General features: G+C 72.3%; 16 protein-coding genes. 9 read left to right on the top strand and 7 right to left on the bottom strand.

What is annotated here, in order from left to right:
- The first annotated feature begins 42 nt into the window (after window positions 1–42).
- Window positions 43–2,166: a glycogen debranching protein GlgX gene (glgX, locus tag ABD292_RS27620; RefSeq protein ID WP_344212225.1), complete on the top strand. Its 2,124-nt coding sequence runs from the start codon at window positions 43–45 to the stop codon at window positions 2,164–2,166.
- A gap of 10 nt (window positions 2,167–2,176) precedes the next feature.
- Here the strand turns inward: glgX and ABD292_RS27625 are convergent, their stop codons facing one another.
- A complete protein-coding gene (locus tag ABD292_RS27625; RefSeq protein WP_344212227.1) occupies window positions 2,177–2,572 on the bottom strand; it encodes a hypothetical protein in 396 nt (131 codons plus the stop codon).
- A 168-nt stretch (window positions 2,573–2,740) separates the two neighbouring features.
- Here ABD292_RS27625 and ABD292_RS27630 point away from each other — a divergent pair, with 168 nt between their 5' ends.
- From ABD292_RS27630 to ABD292_RS27640, 3 genes are read left to right on the top strand one after another with little or no spacing between them, the layout of a single operon-like run.
- Complete coding sequence (locus tag ABD292_RS27630) at window positions 2,741–3,469, top strand: pyrimidine reductase family protein (protein ID WP_344212229.1); 729 nt, start codon at window positions 2,741–2,743, stop codon at window positions 3,467–3,469.
- Window positions 3,466–4,626, top strand: coding sequence for an ATP-dependent DNA ligase (locus ABD292_RS27635; protein ID WP_344212231.1), 1,161 nt, complete (start codon window positions 3,466–3,468; stop codon window positions 4,624–4,626). Before ABD292_RS27630 ends, ABD292_RS27635 begins: the two co-directional genes overlap by 4 nt.
- Before the next feature lie 26 nt (window positions 4,627–4,652).
- Window positions 4,653–4,994, top strand: coding sequence for a hypothetical protein (locus ABD292_RS27640; protein WP_344212233.1), 342 nt, complete (start codon window positions 4,653–4,655; stop codon window positions 4,992–4,994).
- 19 nt (window positions 4,995–5,013) lie between these two features.
- Here the strand turns inward: ABD292_RS27640 and pgeF are convergent, their stop codons facing one another.
- The gene (gene pgeF / locus ABD292_RS27645) at window positions 5,014–5,721 is read right to left on the bottom strand and encodes a peptidoglycan editing factor PgeF (RefSeq protein ID WP_344212235.1); all 708 of its coding nucleotides are present in this window, start codon (window positions 5,719–5,721) and stop codon (window positions 5,014–5,016) included.
- A 72-nt stretch (window positions 5,722–5,793) separates the two neighbouring features.
- Here pgeF and ABD292_RS27650 point away from each other — a divergent pair, with 72 nt between their 5' ends.
- Window positions 5,794–7,227 (top strand): aldehyde dehydrogenase family protein, encoded by a 1,434-nt coding sequence (locus ABD292_RS27650; RefSeq protein WP_344212237.1) that lies wholly within the window; start codon window positions 5,794–5,796, stop codon window positions 7,225–7,227.
- Between the two features lie 18 nt (window positions 7,228–7,245).
- A complete protein-coding gene (locus ABD292_RS27655; protein WP_344212239.1) occupies window positions 7,246–8,127 on the top strand; it encodes a tetratricopeptide repeat protein in 882 nt (293 codons plus the stop codon).
- A 113-nt stretch (window positions 8,128–8,240) separates the two neighbouring features.
- Here ABD292_RS27655 and ABD292_RS27660 read toward each other — a convergent pair whose 3' ends face one another.
- On the bottom strand, window positions 8,241–8,651 hold the full coding sequence (locus ABD292_RS27660) for an RNHCP domain-containing protein (RefSeq protein ID WP_344212241.1): 411 nt from the start codon (window positions 8,649–8,651) through the stop codon (window positions 8,241–8,243).
- A gap of 1 nt (window position 8,652) precedes the next feature.
- Entirely contained in the window at window positions 8,653–9,021 is a 369-nt protein-coding gene (locus ABD292_RS27665) for an RNHCP domain-containing protein (protein WP_344212243.1), read from the bottom strand.
- A gap of 358 nt (window positions 9,022–9,379) precedes the next feature.
- Between ABD292_RS27665 and ABD292_RS27670 the strand changes: the two genes are divergently transcribed.
- Window positions 9,380–11,482, top strand: a complete 2,103-nt coding sequence (locus tag ABD292_RS27670; RefSeq protein WP_344212245.1) for an acyl-CoA dehydrogenase family protein — start codon at window positions 9,380–9,382, stop codon at window positions 11,480–11,482.
- 3 nt (window positions 11,483–11,485) lie between these two features.
- Here the strand turns inward: ABD292_RS27670 and ABD292_RS27675 are convergent, their stop codons facing one another.
- Complete coding sequence (locus ABD292_RS27675; protein WP_344212247.1) at window positions 11,486–12,226, bottom strand: class F sortase; 741 nt, start codon at window positions 12,224–12,226, stop codon at window positions 11,486–11,488.
- Entirely contained in the window at window positions 12,216–12,788 is a 573-nt protein-coding gene (locus ABD292_RS27680) for a hypothetical protein (RefSeq protein ID WP_344212249.1), read from the bottom strand. Before ABD292_RS27680 ends, ABD292_RS27675 begins: the two co-directional genes overlap by 11 nt.
- A 219-nt stretch (window positions 12,789–13,007) precedes the next feature.
- On the opposite strand from ABD292_RS27680, the gene ABD292_RS27685 reads away from it, so the two are divergent.
- Both ABD292_RS27685 and ABD292_RS27690 read left to right on the top strand, forming a co-directional pair.
- On the top strand, window positions 13,008–13,202 hold the full coding sequence (locus ABD292_RS27685) for a hypothetical protein (protein WP_344212251.1): 195 nt from the start codon (window positions 13,008–13,010) through the stop codon (window positions 13,200–13,202).
- An 8-nt stretch (window positions 13,203–13,210) separates the two neighbouring features.
- Window positions 13,211–14,023, top strand: coding sequence for an MBL fold metallo-hydrolase (locus ABD292_RS27690; RefSeq protein ID WP_344212253.1), 813 nt, complete (start codon window positions 13,211–13,213; stop codon window positions 14,021–14,023).
- A gap of 112 nt (window positions 14,024–14,135) precedes the next feature.
- Here the strand turns inward: ABD292_RS27690 and ligD are convergent, their stop codons facing one another.
- Window positions 14,136–15,140 carry a non-homologous end-joining DNA ligase gene (gene ligD, locus ABD292_RS27695; protein WP_344212255.1) on the bottom strand — a complete coding sequence of 335 codons (1,005 nt, stop codon included), beginning with the start codon at window positions 15,138–15,140 and terminating at the stop codon, window positions 14,136–14,138.
- Window positions 15,141–15,428: the final 288 nt, after the last annotated feature.

The following is a 15,428-nucleotide window of genomic DNA, read 5'->3' on the forward strand; positions in this document are numbered from 1 at the left end:
TTGAGAGACCAAAACCGGCTTCCCATGCGACAATTGGGCCACATGCGCGAGGTCTGGCCGGGGCAGCCCTATCCACTCGGCGCTACCTGGGACGGCGTTGGCACGAGCTTTGCGGTGTTCTCAGAGGTCGCCGAGCGGGTCGAGCTTTGCCTCTTTCACGATGACGGCTCCGAGGATCGGGTGGAGCTCCCTGAGGTCGACGGGTTCGTCTGGCATGGCTACCTGCCGGGCATCCAGCCGGGCCAGCGGTACGGCTACCGCGTCCACGGCCCCTACGCCCCTCAGCACGGGCACCGGTGCAACCCGAGCAAGCTGCTGCTCGATCCCTACGCCAAGGCCATCGACGGCGAGCTGACCTGGAACCAGGCGCTGTTCCCCTACTACTTCACCGATCCCGGGCGGCGCAACACCGAGGACAGCGCCCCCTACATGCCGAAGAACGTGGTGATCAACCCGTTCTTCGAGTGGGGCAACGACCGGTCGCCGGGCGTCCCCTACCACCAGACGGTGATCTACGAGGCGCACGTGCGCGGGCTGACGATGCGTCATCCCGACGTGCCGCCCGAGCTGCGGGGCACCTACGCAGGGATGGGCCATCCGGCGGTCATCGACCACCTGCTGTCGCTGGGGGTCACGGCGGTCGAGCTGATGCCGGTGCACCACTACGTGCCCGAGCACTTCCTGGTCGCCCGCGGGCTCACCAACTACTGGGGCTACAACACCATCGCCTACCTCGCCCCGCACGGCCGCTACTCCAGCAGCGGCACCCGGGGGCAGCAGGTGCTGGAGTTCAAGGCCATGGTGCGGGCGCTGCACGAGGCGGGCATCGAGGTCATTCTCGACGTGGTCTACAACCACACCGCCGAGGGTGACCACATGGGCCCGACGCTGGGTTTCCGCGGCATCGACAACGCCGCCTACTACCGCCTGCACGACGGCGACCGGCGCTACTACCTCGACTACACCGGGTGCGGCAACTCGCTCAACGTGCGCTCCCCGCACGCCCTGCAGCTCATCATGGACTCGCTGCGCTACTGGGTGCTCGAGATGCACGTCGACGGGTTCCGCTTCGACCTGGCCTCGGCGCTGGCCCGTGAGCTGCACGACGTCGACCGGCTGAGCGCGTTCTTCGACCTCATCCAGCAGGACCCGGTGATCTCGCAGGTCAAGCTGATCGCCGAGCCGTGGGACGTCGGGCCGGGCGGCTACCAGGTGGGCAACTTCCCGCCGCTGTGGACGGAGTGGAACGGCAAATATCGCGATATCGTGCGCGATTTCTGGCGGGGGACGCACTCGGCGCTGCCCGAGTTCGCCTCCCGGCTGACCGGCTCGGCCGACCTCTACGAGTCCTCCGGCCGCCGCCCGGTCGCCTCCATCAACTTCGTGACCTGCCACGACGGGTTCACGCTGAGCGACCTGGTCTCCTACGACCACAAGCACAACGAGGACAACGGCGAGGACAACCGCGACGGCACCAACGACAACCGCTCCTGGAACTGCGGCGCGGAGGGCCCGGTCGAGGACCCGGAGATCGTGGCGCTGCGCCGCCGCCAGCGCCGCAACTTCCTGGCCACGCTGTTCCTGTCGCAGGGCGTGCCGATGCTCTCCCACGGCGACGAGATCGGCCGCACCCAGCACGGCAACAACAACGCCTACTGCCAGGACAACGAGCTGGCCTGGGTCGACTGGTCGAGGGTGCGCACCGAGTCCGACCTGCTGGAGTTCGTCCGCGCGCTGGCGAAGCTGCGCCGCGAGCACCCGGTCTTCCAGCGCCGCCGCTTCTTCCACGGCCGCCATCCCGACAACGGCGACCGCGACCTGGTGTGGCTCACGCCGGGCGGCTCCGAGATGACGGCCGGCGACTGGCACATCGGCTACGCCAAGTCGCTCATGGTCTATCTCAACGGCGAGGCGATCACCGAGCCGGGGCCGCGGGGCGAGCGCATCGTGGACGACTCGTTCCTGCTGCTGATCAACGCCCACCACGAGAACATGCCGTTCACGCTGCCGGGGCCGGAGTGCGGCGACGGCTGGCTGCCGGTGCTCGACACCGCCCACGACTCGATCGAGGACCTCGTCGCCGAGCCGTGGCAGCCGGCGGGAGGCGTGGTGACGGTCACCTCGCGCTCGCTCCAGGTGCTCCGCCGCCCGCGCGAGGCCCAGTAGCGAGGGGCCGTCAGAAGACGCGGGCGGCGCTGGCCGTGAGGAACACCAGCGCGAACACCGTCACTCCGGCGAGGCCGTGCAGCGCCACCGCCAGCACGGGCAGCCCGGACACGGCGTCCCCGTGCCTCCCGCTGCCGAGCCACCTGGTGAACATCACGAACCCCAGCAGCGCCGTCGCCGCCAGCCCGGCCGTGGCCAGCCAGGCGAGGGTCCGGCTGCCGGTGGCCAGCGCGGCGGCCCAGCACGCCATCGCCGACACCGCGAGCGCGGGGTGGGAGAGGATCAGCGCCAGCGGGAAGCGGGTGACCTTGGCCCGGCGGCCTCCGCCGCCCGCCAGCCAGCGGCGCAGCAGGTACGCCCCGGCGAGCGCGGCGATCGTCCACGTTCCGGCGGTGACCAGACCCATGGGCCCTCTCCCCCTGTCGTCCCATGCCTGCCTTGACGTCACTTGACGTTAATCGTCACGTTAAGCAGAGCGTCGGCGTTATGTCTGCCGATACACAAAGGTGCGATATGACCGAGACCGGCGGACGCCCCCGGGCCGGTTGTCGGTGGCGTGTGCCAAGGTAGAGGGGTGCGGCGCATCCTTCCCGACATTTACGACAATCCGGACATCGCCCAGGCGTACGCCTATCCCGAGGGCCGGCCGTGGCTGCGGCTCAACATGGTCTCCAGCGCCGACGGCGCCGCCTGGCTCAAGGGCCGCTCCGGCGGCCTGTCCACCCGTGGCGACAAGCGCGTCTTCCAGGTCCTGCGCGGCCTCGCCGACGTCGTCATGGCGGGCGCGGCGACCGTGCGCACCGAGGGCTACCGCCCGATCGAGCCGCGCGCCTCCTGGGCGGACCTCCGCGCGGGCCGCCCCGACGTGCCCCCGATCGCGGTCGTCTCCCGCACCCTCGACCTCGACCCCCGCCACCCGCTGTTCACCGGCGCGCCCAGCCGCACCCTCGTCATCACCTGCGAGGCCGCGCCGCGCGAGCGGCGGGCCGAGCTGGCCAAGGGCTGCGACGTCATCGTGGCCGGCGACGAGAGCGTCGACCTGCGCGAGGGCGTGGCGCGGCTGCACGAGCGCGGTCTCGGCCGCATCCTGTGCGAGGGCGGTCCTCTCGTCAACGCCCAGCTCTCGGCCGCCGGGCTGGTCGACGAGCTGTGCCTGACGATCAGCCCGCTGCTGGTCGGCGGCGACGCGGCGCGCATCCAGAACGGCGAGGCCGCGCTGGTCGGCCTGGACCTCGTCCAGGTGCTGGAGGAGGACGGGGCCCTCTTCTGCAGATACGTCACGGGGAAGGAAGATCACGCATGACCACGGACCCGACAGTCAACGCGGCGCCGGCCGAGGAGCCCGAGCCGGAGCCGGTGCCCAACCTGGTCGTACGCCCGCCGGTGCCGCCCATGCTGGCCAAACCGGTCAAGGCCATGCCCAGGCAGGACGGCAACCTCTTCTACGAGCCCAAGTGGGACGGCTTCCGCTGCATCATCTTCCGCGACGGCGACGAGGTCTACCTCGGCAGCCGCAAGGAGCGGCCGTTCACCCGCTACTTCCCGGAGATCGTCGAGGCGGTGAAGGCCGAGCTGCCCGACAAGGTGGTGATGGACGGCGAGATCGTGCTGCCCAGGGGCTCGCAGCTCGACTTCGACGCGCTGCAGCAGCGCATCCATCCGGCCAAGTCGCGGGTGAAGCTGCTGTCGGAGGAGACGCCCGCCCAGTTCATCGCCTTCGACCTGCTGGCCATCGGCGAGGAGTCGCTGATGGAGGCGCCGTTCGCCGAGCGCCGGGCCCGGCTGACCGAGCTGTTCACCAAGGACGGCGGCTCGATCCGGCTGACGCCGGTGACGACCGACGACCGGCAGGCGGACGAGTGGTTCGAGACGTTCGAGGGGGCGGGGCTCGACGGGATCATCGTCAAGCCCGGCGACCAGCCGTACGTCCCGGACAAGCGCACCATGTTCAAGGTCAAGCACGAGCGCACGGCCGACGTCGTGGTGTGCGGCTACCGCGAGCACAAGTCGGGGCCGATCGTCGGCTCGCTGCTGCTCGGCCTCTACGGCGACGACGGCAAGCTGCACCACGTCGGGGTGGCGGCGTCGTTCCCGATGGCGCGCCGGGCCGAGCTGGTGGAGGAGCTGCGGCCGCTCATCGCCGACCTCGGCGAGCACCCGTGGGGGCACTGGGCCGAGGCGGCGCAGGCCAACGTGGGGCAGCCGGCCGCCGGGCCGTCGAGGGGCGGCCAGCGCGTGCCGGGCGCGGTGTCGCGGTGGAACGCCAAGAAGGACCTGTCGTTCATCCCGCTGCGGCCGGAGCGGGTGATGGAGGTCGCCTACGACCAGATGGAGGGCGACCGGTTCCGGCACACGGCCCATTTCCGGCGGTGGCGGCCGGACCGCACGCCGGAGTCGTGCACGTACGAGCAGCTGGAGCGTCCGGTCAGTTACAACCTCGATGACATCCTTGCCCACTGAGCGGAATGCCCCAATAGTCTCTAGGCATGAGCACTGGGGATGAGTTGAAGGCCGCTGTCTCGGCTCGCCGAGACTTAGGGCCCGACTTCGAGGACGCCATCGTGGAGTCGTTCCTCGACAAGATGGGCAAGGAGGTCGACCGGCGGGTGGACGAGCGCCTGGCCCAGGCCGGCCCGAAGGCGTCGGCCCAGCGCCGGTCGAACGACGGACAGCGGCTCGCCCTGGCCATCGTCTCCCTGTCCCTGGGCACGGTCGCCACGCTGACGCTGGCGCTCGTGGGCGAGGGGCAGAGATTCCTCCTCATACCCGTCTGGGTCGGCATCATCATCGTGAACGTGGTCTTCAACAACGGCCGGGGCAAGGACTGAGCGCAGCCGGCCGCGGGCGTCAGTCGAGCCAGACGAGGCCCGCGAACCGGCCGCCCGGCTGCTCGCGACGGTGGGAGTAGAGCTCCATCGACTCGATGGTGCAGCGCGCGTCGTGCCGGATCTCCGCCAGCCCCGCGGCCCTGAGCTGGGCCTCGATGCCGGCCCGCAGGTTGAGCGCGGGCGTCTGCCACGACGTCGTGGACCACGTCTCCGGCACCTTCGCGGCCACGCGCTCGCGCAGCTCGGCGGGCACCTCGTAGCAGCGGCCGCACGCGCCGGGGCCGATCAGCGCGACCATCCGGCCCGGCTCGGCGCCCTTCGCCGCCATCGCCGTCACGAGCGCCGTCGCGATGCCCGCCTCGGTGCCGGGGCGGCCGGAGTGCGCGGCGCCCACCATGCGCGCGACCGGGTCGGCCACCAGCACCGCCGGGCAGTCGGCGCCGAGCGAGGCCAGCGCCAGCCGGGGCTCGGTGGTGAACACGCCGTCGAGCGGCGGCGGGTCGTCGCCGAACGGCTCGCTCACGTACGCGACGTCGGCGCTGTGGACCTGGCGCATGTAGACCACGGCCCGCACGCCCAGCTCGGCCGCGACACCGGCGCGGTTGGCGCGCACGGCGGCCGGGTCGTCGCCGACCATGCCGCCGAGGTTGCGCGAGCCGTAGGGCGGGGCGCTGACGCCCCCGTGCCGGTCGGTGACGGCGACGTGCACTCCGGGGGCCAGTTGCATACCCCGATCCTAGAACGCCCCCGGCCCCGCCTCGCCTGGCCCCTTCTGTCAAGCAAGCATATGCTTGGTCGCGTGCCTGACTATCGTCATCTCATCGGCGGCGAGCTGGTCGCCGCGTCCCGCATGATGGAGTCGGTCGACCCGAGCACCGGCGAGGCGTGGGCGCGCGTCCCGGCCGGCGGCCCGGCGGAGGCCGAGGCGGCGGTGGCCGCGGCCGCCGCGGCCTTCCCCGCCTGGGCGGCGCTGCCCGCCCTGGCCCGCGCCCACCACCTGCGCAAGGTGTCGGAGATCTTCGGCCGGCACGCGGAGGAGCTGGCCCGGCTGGAGACCCGCGACAACGGCCGCATCCTGCGCGACACGCTGAGGAGGGACCTGCCGGGGATGGCCTTCCTGTGGCAGCTCGCGGCCGGGCAGTGCCTGGACGCGGTCACCGGCGACACCGTCATCCTGGGGCCGGACACGCTCGGCCTGACCCGGCGCGAGCCGTACGGGGTCGTGGTCTGCATCATCCCGTGGAACTCCCCCATCTCGACCTTCTCCGCCAAGGCCGCGTACGCGCTGGCGGCCGGCAACACCGTGGTCGTCAAGCCCGCCGAGCAGGCGAGCGCGTCGGTGCTGCGGCTGGGCGAGCTGCTGGCCGAGGTGTTCCCGCCCGGCGTGCTCAACATCGTCGGCGGGCTCGGCGAGGAGGTGGGCGACGCCCTCGTACGCCACCGCGACGTCGCCAAGATCAGCCTCACCGGCTCCACGGAGACCGGCCGGGCGATCACCCGGGCGTCGGCGGACGCGCTGAAGCCGATGACGTTCGAGCTGGGCGGCAAGTCGCCCAACATCGTCTTCCCCGACGCCGACCTCGACGCCACCACCCGGGGCGTCACCGTCGACTCGATCTACACGGGCAACGCCGGGCAGGTGTGCGTCGCCGGCTCGCGCATCCTCATCCACCGCTCGATCTGGGACGAGATGCTCGGCCGGATCAGGGACGCCTGCGCGGGGCTGGTGCTGGGCGACCCCCAGGACCTGCGGACCACGATGGGGCCGATCGTGTCGGCCGGGCAGTTCGAGCGGGTGACCTCGTACCTGGAGCTGGCCGCGAAGGAGGGCGCCCGGCTGGTGTTCGGCGGCCGGAGCGGCGCCGAGGTGGTGCCGGAGCTGCCGGGCGGCTACTGGGTGGAGCCGACGCTGTTCGCGACCGAGGACAACGCGCTGCGGGTGTGCCAGGAGGAGATCTTCGGGCCGGTGGCGGTGGCGCTGCCGTTCGACAGCGACGAGGAGGCGCTGGAGATCGCCGACGACTCGCCGTACGGGCTGGCGGCCGGCGTCTGGACCCGCGACCTGGGGCGGGCGCACCGGTTCGTCCGGGACCTGCGGAGTGGGACGGTCTGGGTGAACACCTACCGGCAGATGCCGCCCGGCCTGCCGTTCGGCGGCGTCAAGGACAGCGGGTACGGCCACGATTCGGTCCTGGAGTTCACCCGGGAAAAGGCGGCCATTATCCAGATCTAGTGGATAGAGTTCCGCGTCATGAGCGAGGGGATCAAGGACCGGGCCGAGCCCGGAATGCCCGAGGCGGCGGCTCAGTCGCGGGCGTCGGTGCTGCGCAGCCGCGCCGAGTCGTACATCGCCCTGTCGCGGTACGAGGCCGCGATCGCGGACCTCACCGAGTCGATCACCCTGGTGCCCGACAACGCCCGCGCCTGGCGGCTGCGCGGCGAGAGCCACCGGATGATCGAGCGGTACGACGCCGCGCTGACGGACTTCGACGAGTCGTTGAAGCTGGAGCCCGACAGCGCGTACGCGCTGGGCTCACGGGGGCAGACGTACGCGGCGATGGACCGCCTGGAGGAGGCCATGGCCGACTTCGAGCACGCCCTCACCCTGACGCCCGACTCGCTGTGGATCCTGGAGGCGAAGGCGGACGCGCTGGTGGACCTCAACCGTCTCGACGAGGCCCTGGACGAGCACGCCAAGATCATCAGGATCAACGGCGAGCAGCCGTACCCGTGGGTGGCCCGCGGCGACCTCTACCAGCGGCTCAACCTCTACCCCGAGGCCATCGACGACTACGCCAAGGCCCTCGCCATCGACCCCGGCCACGTACGCGCCCTGAGCAGGCGCGGCGAGGCCCTGCGCATGATCGACCGCTACGAGGAGGCCCTGGAGGACCTCAACCGCGCCCTGGAGCTGGACCCGGACAACGACCGGGCGCTGGGCAGCAGGGGCGCGGTGCTGAGCGAGCTGGGCGACAACGAGGCGGCCCTGCACGACCTGGACCGGGCCCTCGAACTGGACGACGAGTACGTCTGGGCCTACCGGGTGCGGGGCGAGATCCTCCAGGAGCTGGACCGCCACGAGGAGGCCGTTGCCGACTTCACCCGGGCGCTGCACCTCGAATTCGGCGATTGAGCCTCGCGGCGGGCGGCGGACACGATAGAAAAGCAGCGAAGCCCCCGGCATCGACGGGCGTGGTTGTGGTGGCCCTCCCGTTCGCCGGGGGCTTCGCTGTTTTCAGTGCTGTCTCAGATCGCGAGCAGCGCCGAGGCCGGGAGCCGGCCGCCCGCGGACAGCGGACGCATGGCGATCCGGAGCAGCGCCAGCGCGTTGTCGTCGCCGGCGATGCGGTTCGCGCTGAGCTCGTCGCACGACTGGCAGTGATGGATGATCAGCCACTCGCCGTCCGGCCGGACGGTGACGCTGAACGCCGCCATCCGGCCCCGGCAGCCCGCCCGGCGGTCCCCGGGCACCCGGCGATCGACGTGCAGGCTGGTCAGGCAGTGCGGGCAGTGGTTGCGGTGCGCGGTGCCGGGCGCGGACATGGGCACGTCCAGCCGGCAGCCGACACAGCGGAACGCGTCGCCGCGCTCGCCGTGCCGGACCGCGATCTTGCGCCGTTGCGGCCGTTCGCCACGGCCGGGGTTCCTCCTGGGCATGTCACAGATCACCGAACGCCTCAAGAGGGAACGGCGGCTGCGCGAGCGGGCGTACCGCCATGCGCATGAGGATGAGCTGGTTGTCGTCCCCGCAGATGGGGTTGGACGTCAGCTCGCCGCAGCGGGTGCAGCGGTGGATGAGCATCCAGTCGCCGGTGCGCAGGACCGCGATCGAGATCGGGATCATGCGCGAGCGGCACTCGGACGGGCCGCCCTCCACCCGGTCGAGCACGTGCAGCGAGTGCAGGCAGCTCGGGCAGTGGTTGCGGCGGGCGCCGTCGGGCGCGGCGGCGGTCACGGTGAGGCCGCAGCGCACGCAGGCGAACGTGTCGGTGGAGATGGTGGATCGTGGTTTGCCGTTGCTGGACAACGCGGGTTGCTCCTTGCCGGAAGAAGAACGATGAGCGTCGACGAATGCGGCAAGGGTGCGCCTGGCGGGCCGTCGCGCGTATGGACGCGCGGGCACGCCGGTGCCGTGGGCTGTCGTCCTCCGGCCGGTCGGTGCGGGTGAACGCGGGTCAGCGGCAGGAGGGGCCGGCGGCACGTCGAGGCGCACGCCGCAGCGTGACGGTCATAAACGCACTCCCTCCAGGGGCGGCGGGGTCGCCTGCCCGGCTTTCTCCTCGATCCGATGCTGACGATTCGGACTGTAGCCGGGACGGGTGGCGGGGGGCCAACCATTTTTCCCGGGCTGGAGGTACACCGAACAATGTTCTAGGTTCGGTGCCATGAGTATCGGGTTGAGTGAGGAACACCTGGCGCTGGCCGCGTCCGTGCGCGGGCTCGCCGGGCGCGGCGCCGAACACCCGGCGCTGGCCGCGCAGGGGCTCCTGGGGCTGCACCTGCCGGAGCGCTGCGGCGGGCAGGGGTACGGGCTGCTGGAGCTGTGCGTCGCCCTGGAGGCGCTGGCCGAGCGGCGGGCCGGCGGGCCGTACCTGGCGAGCGTCGTGGCGTCGGCCGTCCTGGCGCGGAGCGGTGGCCACGACGACGTCGTGGCCGCCCTGGCGGACGGGTCGAGAACCGCCGCCGTCGCCCTCCGCCCGGCGGGCGAGACCGCCGCTGAGGCACAGCGCCCGGCCGGAGGACCCGCCGGCGGCGTCCTCCGCCCGGTCGGTGGTGGCTTTTCCGTGCTCGCGCTCGGGGCGGCCGGCGCCGACCATTTCCTCGTGCCGGTCGGTGACGGGTCCTGGGCGCTGCTGGGGCGGGACGCCGTCACCGTCACCCCCGCCGACGGCGTCGACCTCGACCGGAGCCTCAGCACCGTGACCCTGGAGCGGCCCCCCGCGGCGGAGGCGGTGCTGCGCGACGCCCCCGTACGGGAGATCGCCGCCGTCCTGCTGGGCGCGGACGCCTGCGGGGTCGCCGCCTGGGCGGTCGCGACGGCCGCCGAGCACGCCAAGGTCCGCGAGCAGTTCGGCCGCCCGATCGGCCAGTTCCAGGCCGTCAAGCACCGGGTGGCCGCCGCCCTCGTGGCCCTGGAGCAGGCCCGCGCCGCCGTCTGGGACGCCGCCCGCGCCCTGGACGGCCCCACCCTCGACGACGAGACCCGCCTGGCCGTGGCCGTCGCGGGCGTGCTGGGGCCGGACGCCGGCGTACGGTGCGCCGCCGACGCCATCCAGGTGCTCGGCGGCATCGGCTACACCTTCGAGCACGACGCCCACCGCTACTACCGCCGGGCGCTGTCCGACCGCATGCTCGCCGGCGACCCCGGCGCGTGGGCGGAGGAGGTGACCGGGCTGGCGGTGGCCGGCGTACGGCGGGCGATGGAGCCGGATCTGCCCGAGGAGGCCGCCGCCGTCAGGGACGCCGTCCGGGCCGAGGCGGAGTCGCTGCGCGCCGAGGAGCCGGAGGCCAGGAAGGCGAGGTTCGCCCGGGAGGGATGGATCATGCCGCACCTGCCGAAGCCGTGGGGCCGGGGCGCGTCGCCGCTGGAGCAGGTGATCATCCACCAGGAGTTCCGCGGACTCAAGCGGCCGAACCTCGGCATCGGCGCCTGGGCGGCGCCGTCCATCGTCGCGTACGGCACCCCCGAGCAGCGGGAACGTTTCCTGCCGAGGACCTTCACCCGCGAGATCGTGTGGTGCCAGCTCTTCAGCGAGCCCGGCGCGGGCTCGGACCTGGCGGGCCTGACGACCAGGGCCGTGCGCGTGGAGGGCGGCTGGTCGCTCACCGGGCAGAAAATCTGGACCTCGCTCGCCCAGTACGCCCACTGGGGCATCTGCCTGGCCCGCACCTCGCCCGACCGGCCGAAGCACGACGGCATCACGTACTTCCTGGTGGACATGTCCTCCCCCGGCGTCACCGTACGGCCGCTCAAGGAGATCAACGGCGACGAGATCTTCAACGAGGTGTTCCTCGACGACGTCTTCGTCCCGGACGACCTGGTCGTCGGCGAGGTGGACCAGGGCTGGCGGGTCGCCAGGGACACCCTCTCCCACGAGCGGGTCGCGCTCGGCGACTCCTGGGGGCCCGGGTCGCAGCACACCGACATGGCCGATCTCATCGCCCGGCTGCCCGCGCTGGGGCAGGCGCGGCGCGAGCAGGCGGGCCGGCTGTGGGCGGAGGGGCAGGCCATCTCGGCCCTCGGGCTGCGGGTGACGCTGTCGAAGCTGTCGGGGGGCGACGCGGGGGCCGCCGCGAGCGTACGGAAGCTGCTCGGCATGCGGCACTCGCAGGCGATCTCCGAGTTCTGCTGGTCGCTCGCCCCGGACGACCCCTACTGGAGCCGCATGATCCTGACGACCCGGGCGTTCACGATCGGCGGCGGGACCACCGAGGTGCAGCTCAACATCATCGCCGAGCGGGCGCTCGGGCTGCCCCGCGACCCGTGACCGTCAGCTCCCGGCTCCGGGATAGTACGGGGCCGCGAGGTGGGCGTACACGATCGTGTTGTCCCGGTAGCTGTGCGCCCGCCGGTCGAACGTCCCGCCGCAGGTCACCAGCCGCAGGCCCGGGTAGGAGAGCTTGCCGTAGACCTTCCGCGCCGGGAAGCCGGACTTCGGCGCGTGCTCGACCCGGTCGACGACGAAGACGGCCACCGAGCGGTCGGCGCGCAGCACCTGCACCTGGTCGCCGCGCCTGACGTCCTTGAGGCGGGCGAAGACGGCGGGGCCGCTCCTCGTGTCGAGGTGGCCGGTGATGACGGCGGCGCCGCGCTGGCCGGGGACGGGGGCGTAGCGGTACCAGCCGGCCAGGTTCAGATGGTCGAGCGGCGGGTTCTGGATCGCGCCGCCGGCGTCCAGGCCCAGCTCCATCAGAGGGGCCGCCACGCCGACGGACGGGATGTAGACGGCGGTGGGGCGGGCGGCCTTCATCGGCCGGGCGACCACGCCGACGGGCAGGGGGCCGGTGACGGGCGCGGCGCCGGGCGGCGCCTGCCGCGCCGTCGTCCCCGCCGTCGTCCCCGCCGGCGTTCCCGCCGATGGGGCCGGCTCGCCGCCGTCCCCTGTCATGCCGCGCAGCCCGTACGCGATCAGCGCCAGCCCCGCCACCGTGACCACGGCCGCCAGCGCCCAGATCCCCCACTGCCCGCCCCTGCCGGCCGTTCGCGCGGGGGGCGCAGGGTCAGTCGGCATCCCGGCGGCGGCGTACCGCGACGCCGGTCAGGCCCGCGCCCGTGATCAGGGCGAATCCGCCGACCGCGAGCGCCCACACCGGCCCGTCATGGACGAGCCCGCCGCCGCCCGTCTCGGGGTGGCCGCGGGGGACCCGGTGCTCGCGTTCCCGGGCCGGCCGCCAGGGCGCGTCCGACGGCTGCGGGGTGGGCGCCGAGGACCAGGAGTCCTGCGGGGCGGGGCCCCCGGACCAGGTGTCGCCGGGGGTCGGGACGCTGGACCAGGTGTCGCCGGGGGCCGGGGCGTCGGAGCGAGGGTCGCCGGGGACCGGCGACCAGGAGTCGCCCCGGCCCGACCAGGAGTCGCCGGAGCCCGACCACGAGTCGTCCCCGCCGCTCGGCCGGGAGGCGGGCGGCCCGGGGTCGCCGCCCGTCCACGAGCTGTCGGCGGGCGCGTCGCAGCGGAGCGGCGGCGGTAGGACGCAGTCGGATCCCGTTCCCGGCACCTGGGGATCGGTGCGGATGACGGCGGAGGCGGAGGCGGAGGCCGCGAGGCTCACTCCCGCCACCGCTAAAGCTGCCACCGCTCCCGCGGCCGCGAGACGTCGCGCTCTTGCCATGGAAGGCTCCCGAAGAGTCGGCTGTCGCCCCCGATGCTCTAGCGAGCCTTGCGAACTATTGGACCGAGCGTCAAGTTATGTGACCGAAGTGAAACAGGCCGGTACGTTCTGTTCGCGGCGTTTGGCTCTCGACCGAGGTGGCAGGGGACCTCGGACAAGCCGTACAAGTAAGGACGAAGCACAATGAGTAACCCACAGCAGCCCGAACTGCGCAGATCAGGCAAATCTGCCACCGAGTCCAAGTCCGCGAACGCCATCCCCGAGACGAGGAGCGGCGGGAAGCGCTCGGCGCGACCGCACGGCACCGACAAGGGCGGCAAAGGCGGCGGCAAGGGCGGCGGCGTGCCCCCCGGACAGCAGTCCCCGCACCCGGAGTGAGCGCCGCCGTGAAAGGGAGCATCCAGTTCATCGGGAACGCGACGACGCTGATCCGCTACAACGGCTTCACGCTGCTGACGGATCCCAACTTCCTGCACCGCGGACAGCGCGCCTACCTGGGCCACGGCCTGGTCTCGCGCCGCCGTACGGACCCCGCCCTGGAGATCGAGGACCTGCCGACCCTGGACGCGGTCGTGCTCTCGCACATGCACGGCGACCACTGGGACCGGGTCACCCGCAGGGGCCTGGACCGCGACACGCCCATCGTGACCACGCTCTCCGCGGCCGGCAAGCTCCGCCGCCGGGGCTTCCGCCAGAGCGTCGGCCTGCGGCAGTGGCAGCAGCACGAGCTGCGGAACGCGCAGGGCAGCGTCACCATCACGGCACTGCCCGCCAGGCACGCGCCGGGGCCGCTGGAGCGGCTGCTGCCGCCGGTCATCGGGACCATGCTGGAGTTCCGTGACCGCGATGAACGGGTGGAGCTGCGCCTGCACATCAGCGGCGACACGCTGCTCGACCGCCGGCTCGACGCGATCCCGCGCCGCTTCCCGGAGATCGACGTGGCACTCGTCCATCTGGGCGGGACCAAGCTGCTCGGGACCGTGCTCGTCACGATGGACGGCAGCCAGGGCGCCTCGTGGGTGGACCTGCTCGATCCGCGCACGGTCGTGCCGATCCACTACGACGACTACACCGTCTTCACCTCGCCGCTGGACGACTTCCGGCACCACGTGGAGCAGGCGGGCCTGGGCGACCGGGTGGTCTATCTGGAACGGGGCGAAACGCGGGAACTGGCTCCGCACCAGATCGCCCGCCACTGACCGCCACACATCAACCTGATGCGCCACCTGGCCCGGCATGGATCGACCCGCCGCCGATTCGTCACCGGCATGCCCCGGCATCCCGGTGCCTCCCGGGCACCCGGCGGCGGCGTCAGGCTTCCGGGTGGCGGGCGCGGCTGGGCTGCACGCGCATCGGCTCGCCCGGCATCTTCGGATAGTTGGGCGGGTAGGGCATGTCGCCGCGATCGTCCTTGGCATAGAGCTCCAGCAGCGGCTCGATCGAGTAGGCGTGGTCGTCGATGGCCGCGTGCACGTCGCCCAGCTCGGCGAAGCGGGCGGGCACGGTGCGGATGTCGAAGTCGCGCGGATCGGCGTCGGCCAGCTCGTCCCAGGTCAGCGGGGTGGAGACGGGCGCGTGCGGCTGGGCCCGCACGGAGTAGGCGCTGACCACGGTGCGGTCGCGGGCGTTCTGGTTGAAGTCGATGAAGACACGCTCCCCGCGCTCCTCCTTCCACCAGGCGGTGGTGACCAGGCCAGGGTCACGCTCCTCGACCGCCCTGGCCAGGGCGATGCCGGCGTGACGGACCTGGATGAAGTCCCATCTCGGCTCGATGCGCACGGCGATGTGCGCGCCACGGTTGCCCGAGGTCTTCACGAAGCCGGTCATGCCCAGCTCGCCCAGGACCTCCCTGGTCAGGAAGGCGGCCCGGCGCGCGGCGTCGAAGTCGAGGCCGGGCTGCGGGTCGAGGTCGATGCGCAGCTCGTCGGGGTGCTCGACGTCGGCGGCCCGCACCTGCCAGGGGTGGAAGTCGATGGTGCCGAGATTGGCGCAGTAGGCCAGGGCGGCCACCTCGGTGACGCGCAGGGACTGCGCCGTGCGGCCGCTCGGGAAGGTGACGGTGACCGACTGGAGCCAGTCGGGGTGCTTGGGCGGCATGCGTTTCTGGTAGATGGCGTCGGTCTGCACGCCGTCGGGGTGGCGCTTGATGTTGGTCGGGCGGTCGCGCAGCGCCCGCAGCGCGCCCTCACCGACGCTGACGTAATACTCCACCAGCTCGCGCTTCGTGGCGCCGAGCTGCGGGAAGTAGACCTTGTCGGGGTTGGTCACCTTGACGGTGCGCTCCCCCACCTCTAGCTCGATGAACGGCGATGCCATGCCCAGGAACCTACAGCCCTTCTCCGACAGAAACCGGGTGGCAGGCCGGTCGCGAGCAGGGTGGGCCCGCCCCGGAGCACTTCTCGGTGGCGGGACCGAGGGCTCGACAGGGCGGGCCTGCAGATCGTCCACCGCCGTTCCGGGCGCTGGCGCGCCACCCGGCCGGCCGTTCCGACCCCTTCAGCGGCGCCAGCACGGGCGTGGGCTGTGCCGCTCATCGGGTCCGCGGACGATCTCACCCCTTCGCAGGAGGCGATGACACCCCCTTACCGACAAAGACGCGAATTC

Origin of the sequence: Nonomuraea bangladeshensis, assembly GCF_039529455.1 — a bacterium.
Taxonomy (GTDB): Bacteria; Actinomycetota; Actinomycetes; order Streptosporangiales; family Streptosporangiaceae; genus Nonomuraea; species Nonomuraea bangladeshensis.

Coding starts and splice junctions, on each gene's coding strand:
- ABD292_RS27685 (WP_344212251.1), top strand. CDS start 13,008: ATGAGTAACCCACAGCAGCCCGAACTGCGCAGATCAGGCAAATCTGCC.
- ABD292_RS27635 (WP_344212231.1), top strand. CDS start 3,466: ATGACCACGGACCCGACAGTCAACGCGGCGCCGGCCGAGGAGCCCGAG.
- ABD292_RS27640 (WP_344212233.1), top strand. CDS start 4,653: ATGAGCACTGGGGATGAGTTGAAGGCCGCTGTCTCGGCTCGCCGAGAC.
- pgeF (WP_344212235.1), bottom strand. CDS start 5,721: ATGCAACTGGCCCCCGGAGTGCACGTCGCCGTCACCGACCGGCACGGG.
- ABD292_RS27675 (WP_344212247.1), bottom strand. CDS start 12,226: ATGCCGACTGACCCTGCGCCCCCCGCGCGAACGGCCGGCAGGGGCGGG.
- glgX (WP_344212225.1), top strand. CDS start 43: ATGCGCGAGGTCTGGCCGGGGCAGCCCTATCCACTCGGCGCTACCTGG.
- ABD292_RS27660 (WP_344212241.1), bottom strand. CDS start 8,651: ATGCCCAGGAGGAACCCCGGCCGTGGCGAACGGCCGCAACGGCGCAAG.
- ABD292_RS27670 (WP_344212245.1), top strand. CDS start 9,380: ATGAGTATCGGGTTGAGTGAGGAACACCTGGCGCTGGCCGCGTCCGTG.
- ABD292_RS27655 (WP_344212239.1), top strand. CDS start 7,246: ATGAGCGAGGGGATCAAGGACCGGGCCGAGCCCGGAATGCCCGAGGCG.
- ABD292_RS27625 (WP_344212227.1), bottom strand. CDS start 2,572: ATGGGTCTGGTCACCGCCGGAACGTGGACGATCGCCGCGCTCGCCGGG.
- ligD (WP_344212255.1), bottom strand. CDS start 15,140: ATGGCATCGCCGTTCATCGAGCTAGAGGTGGGGGAGCGCACCGTCAAG.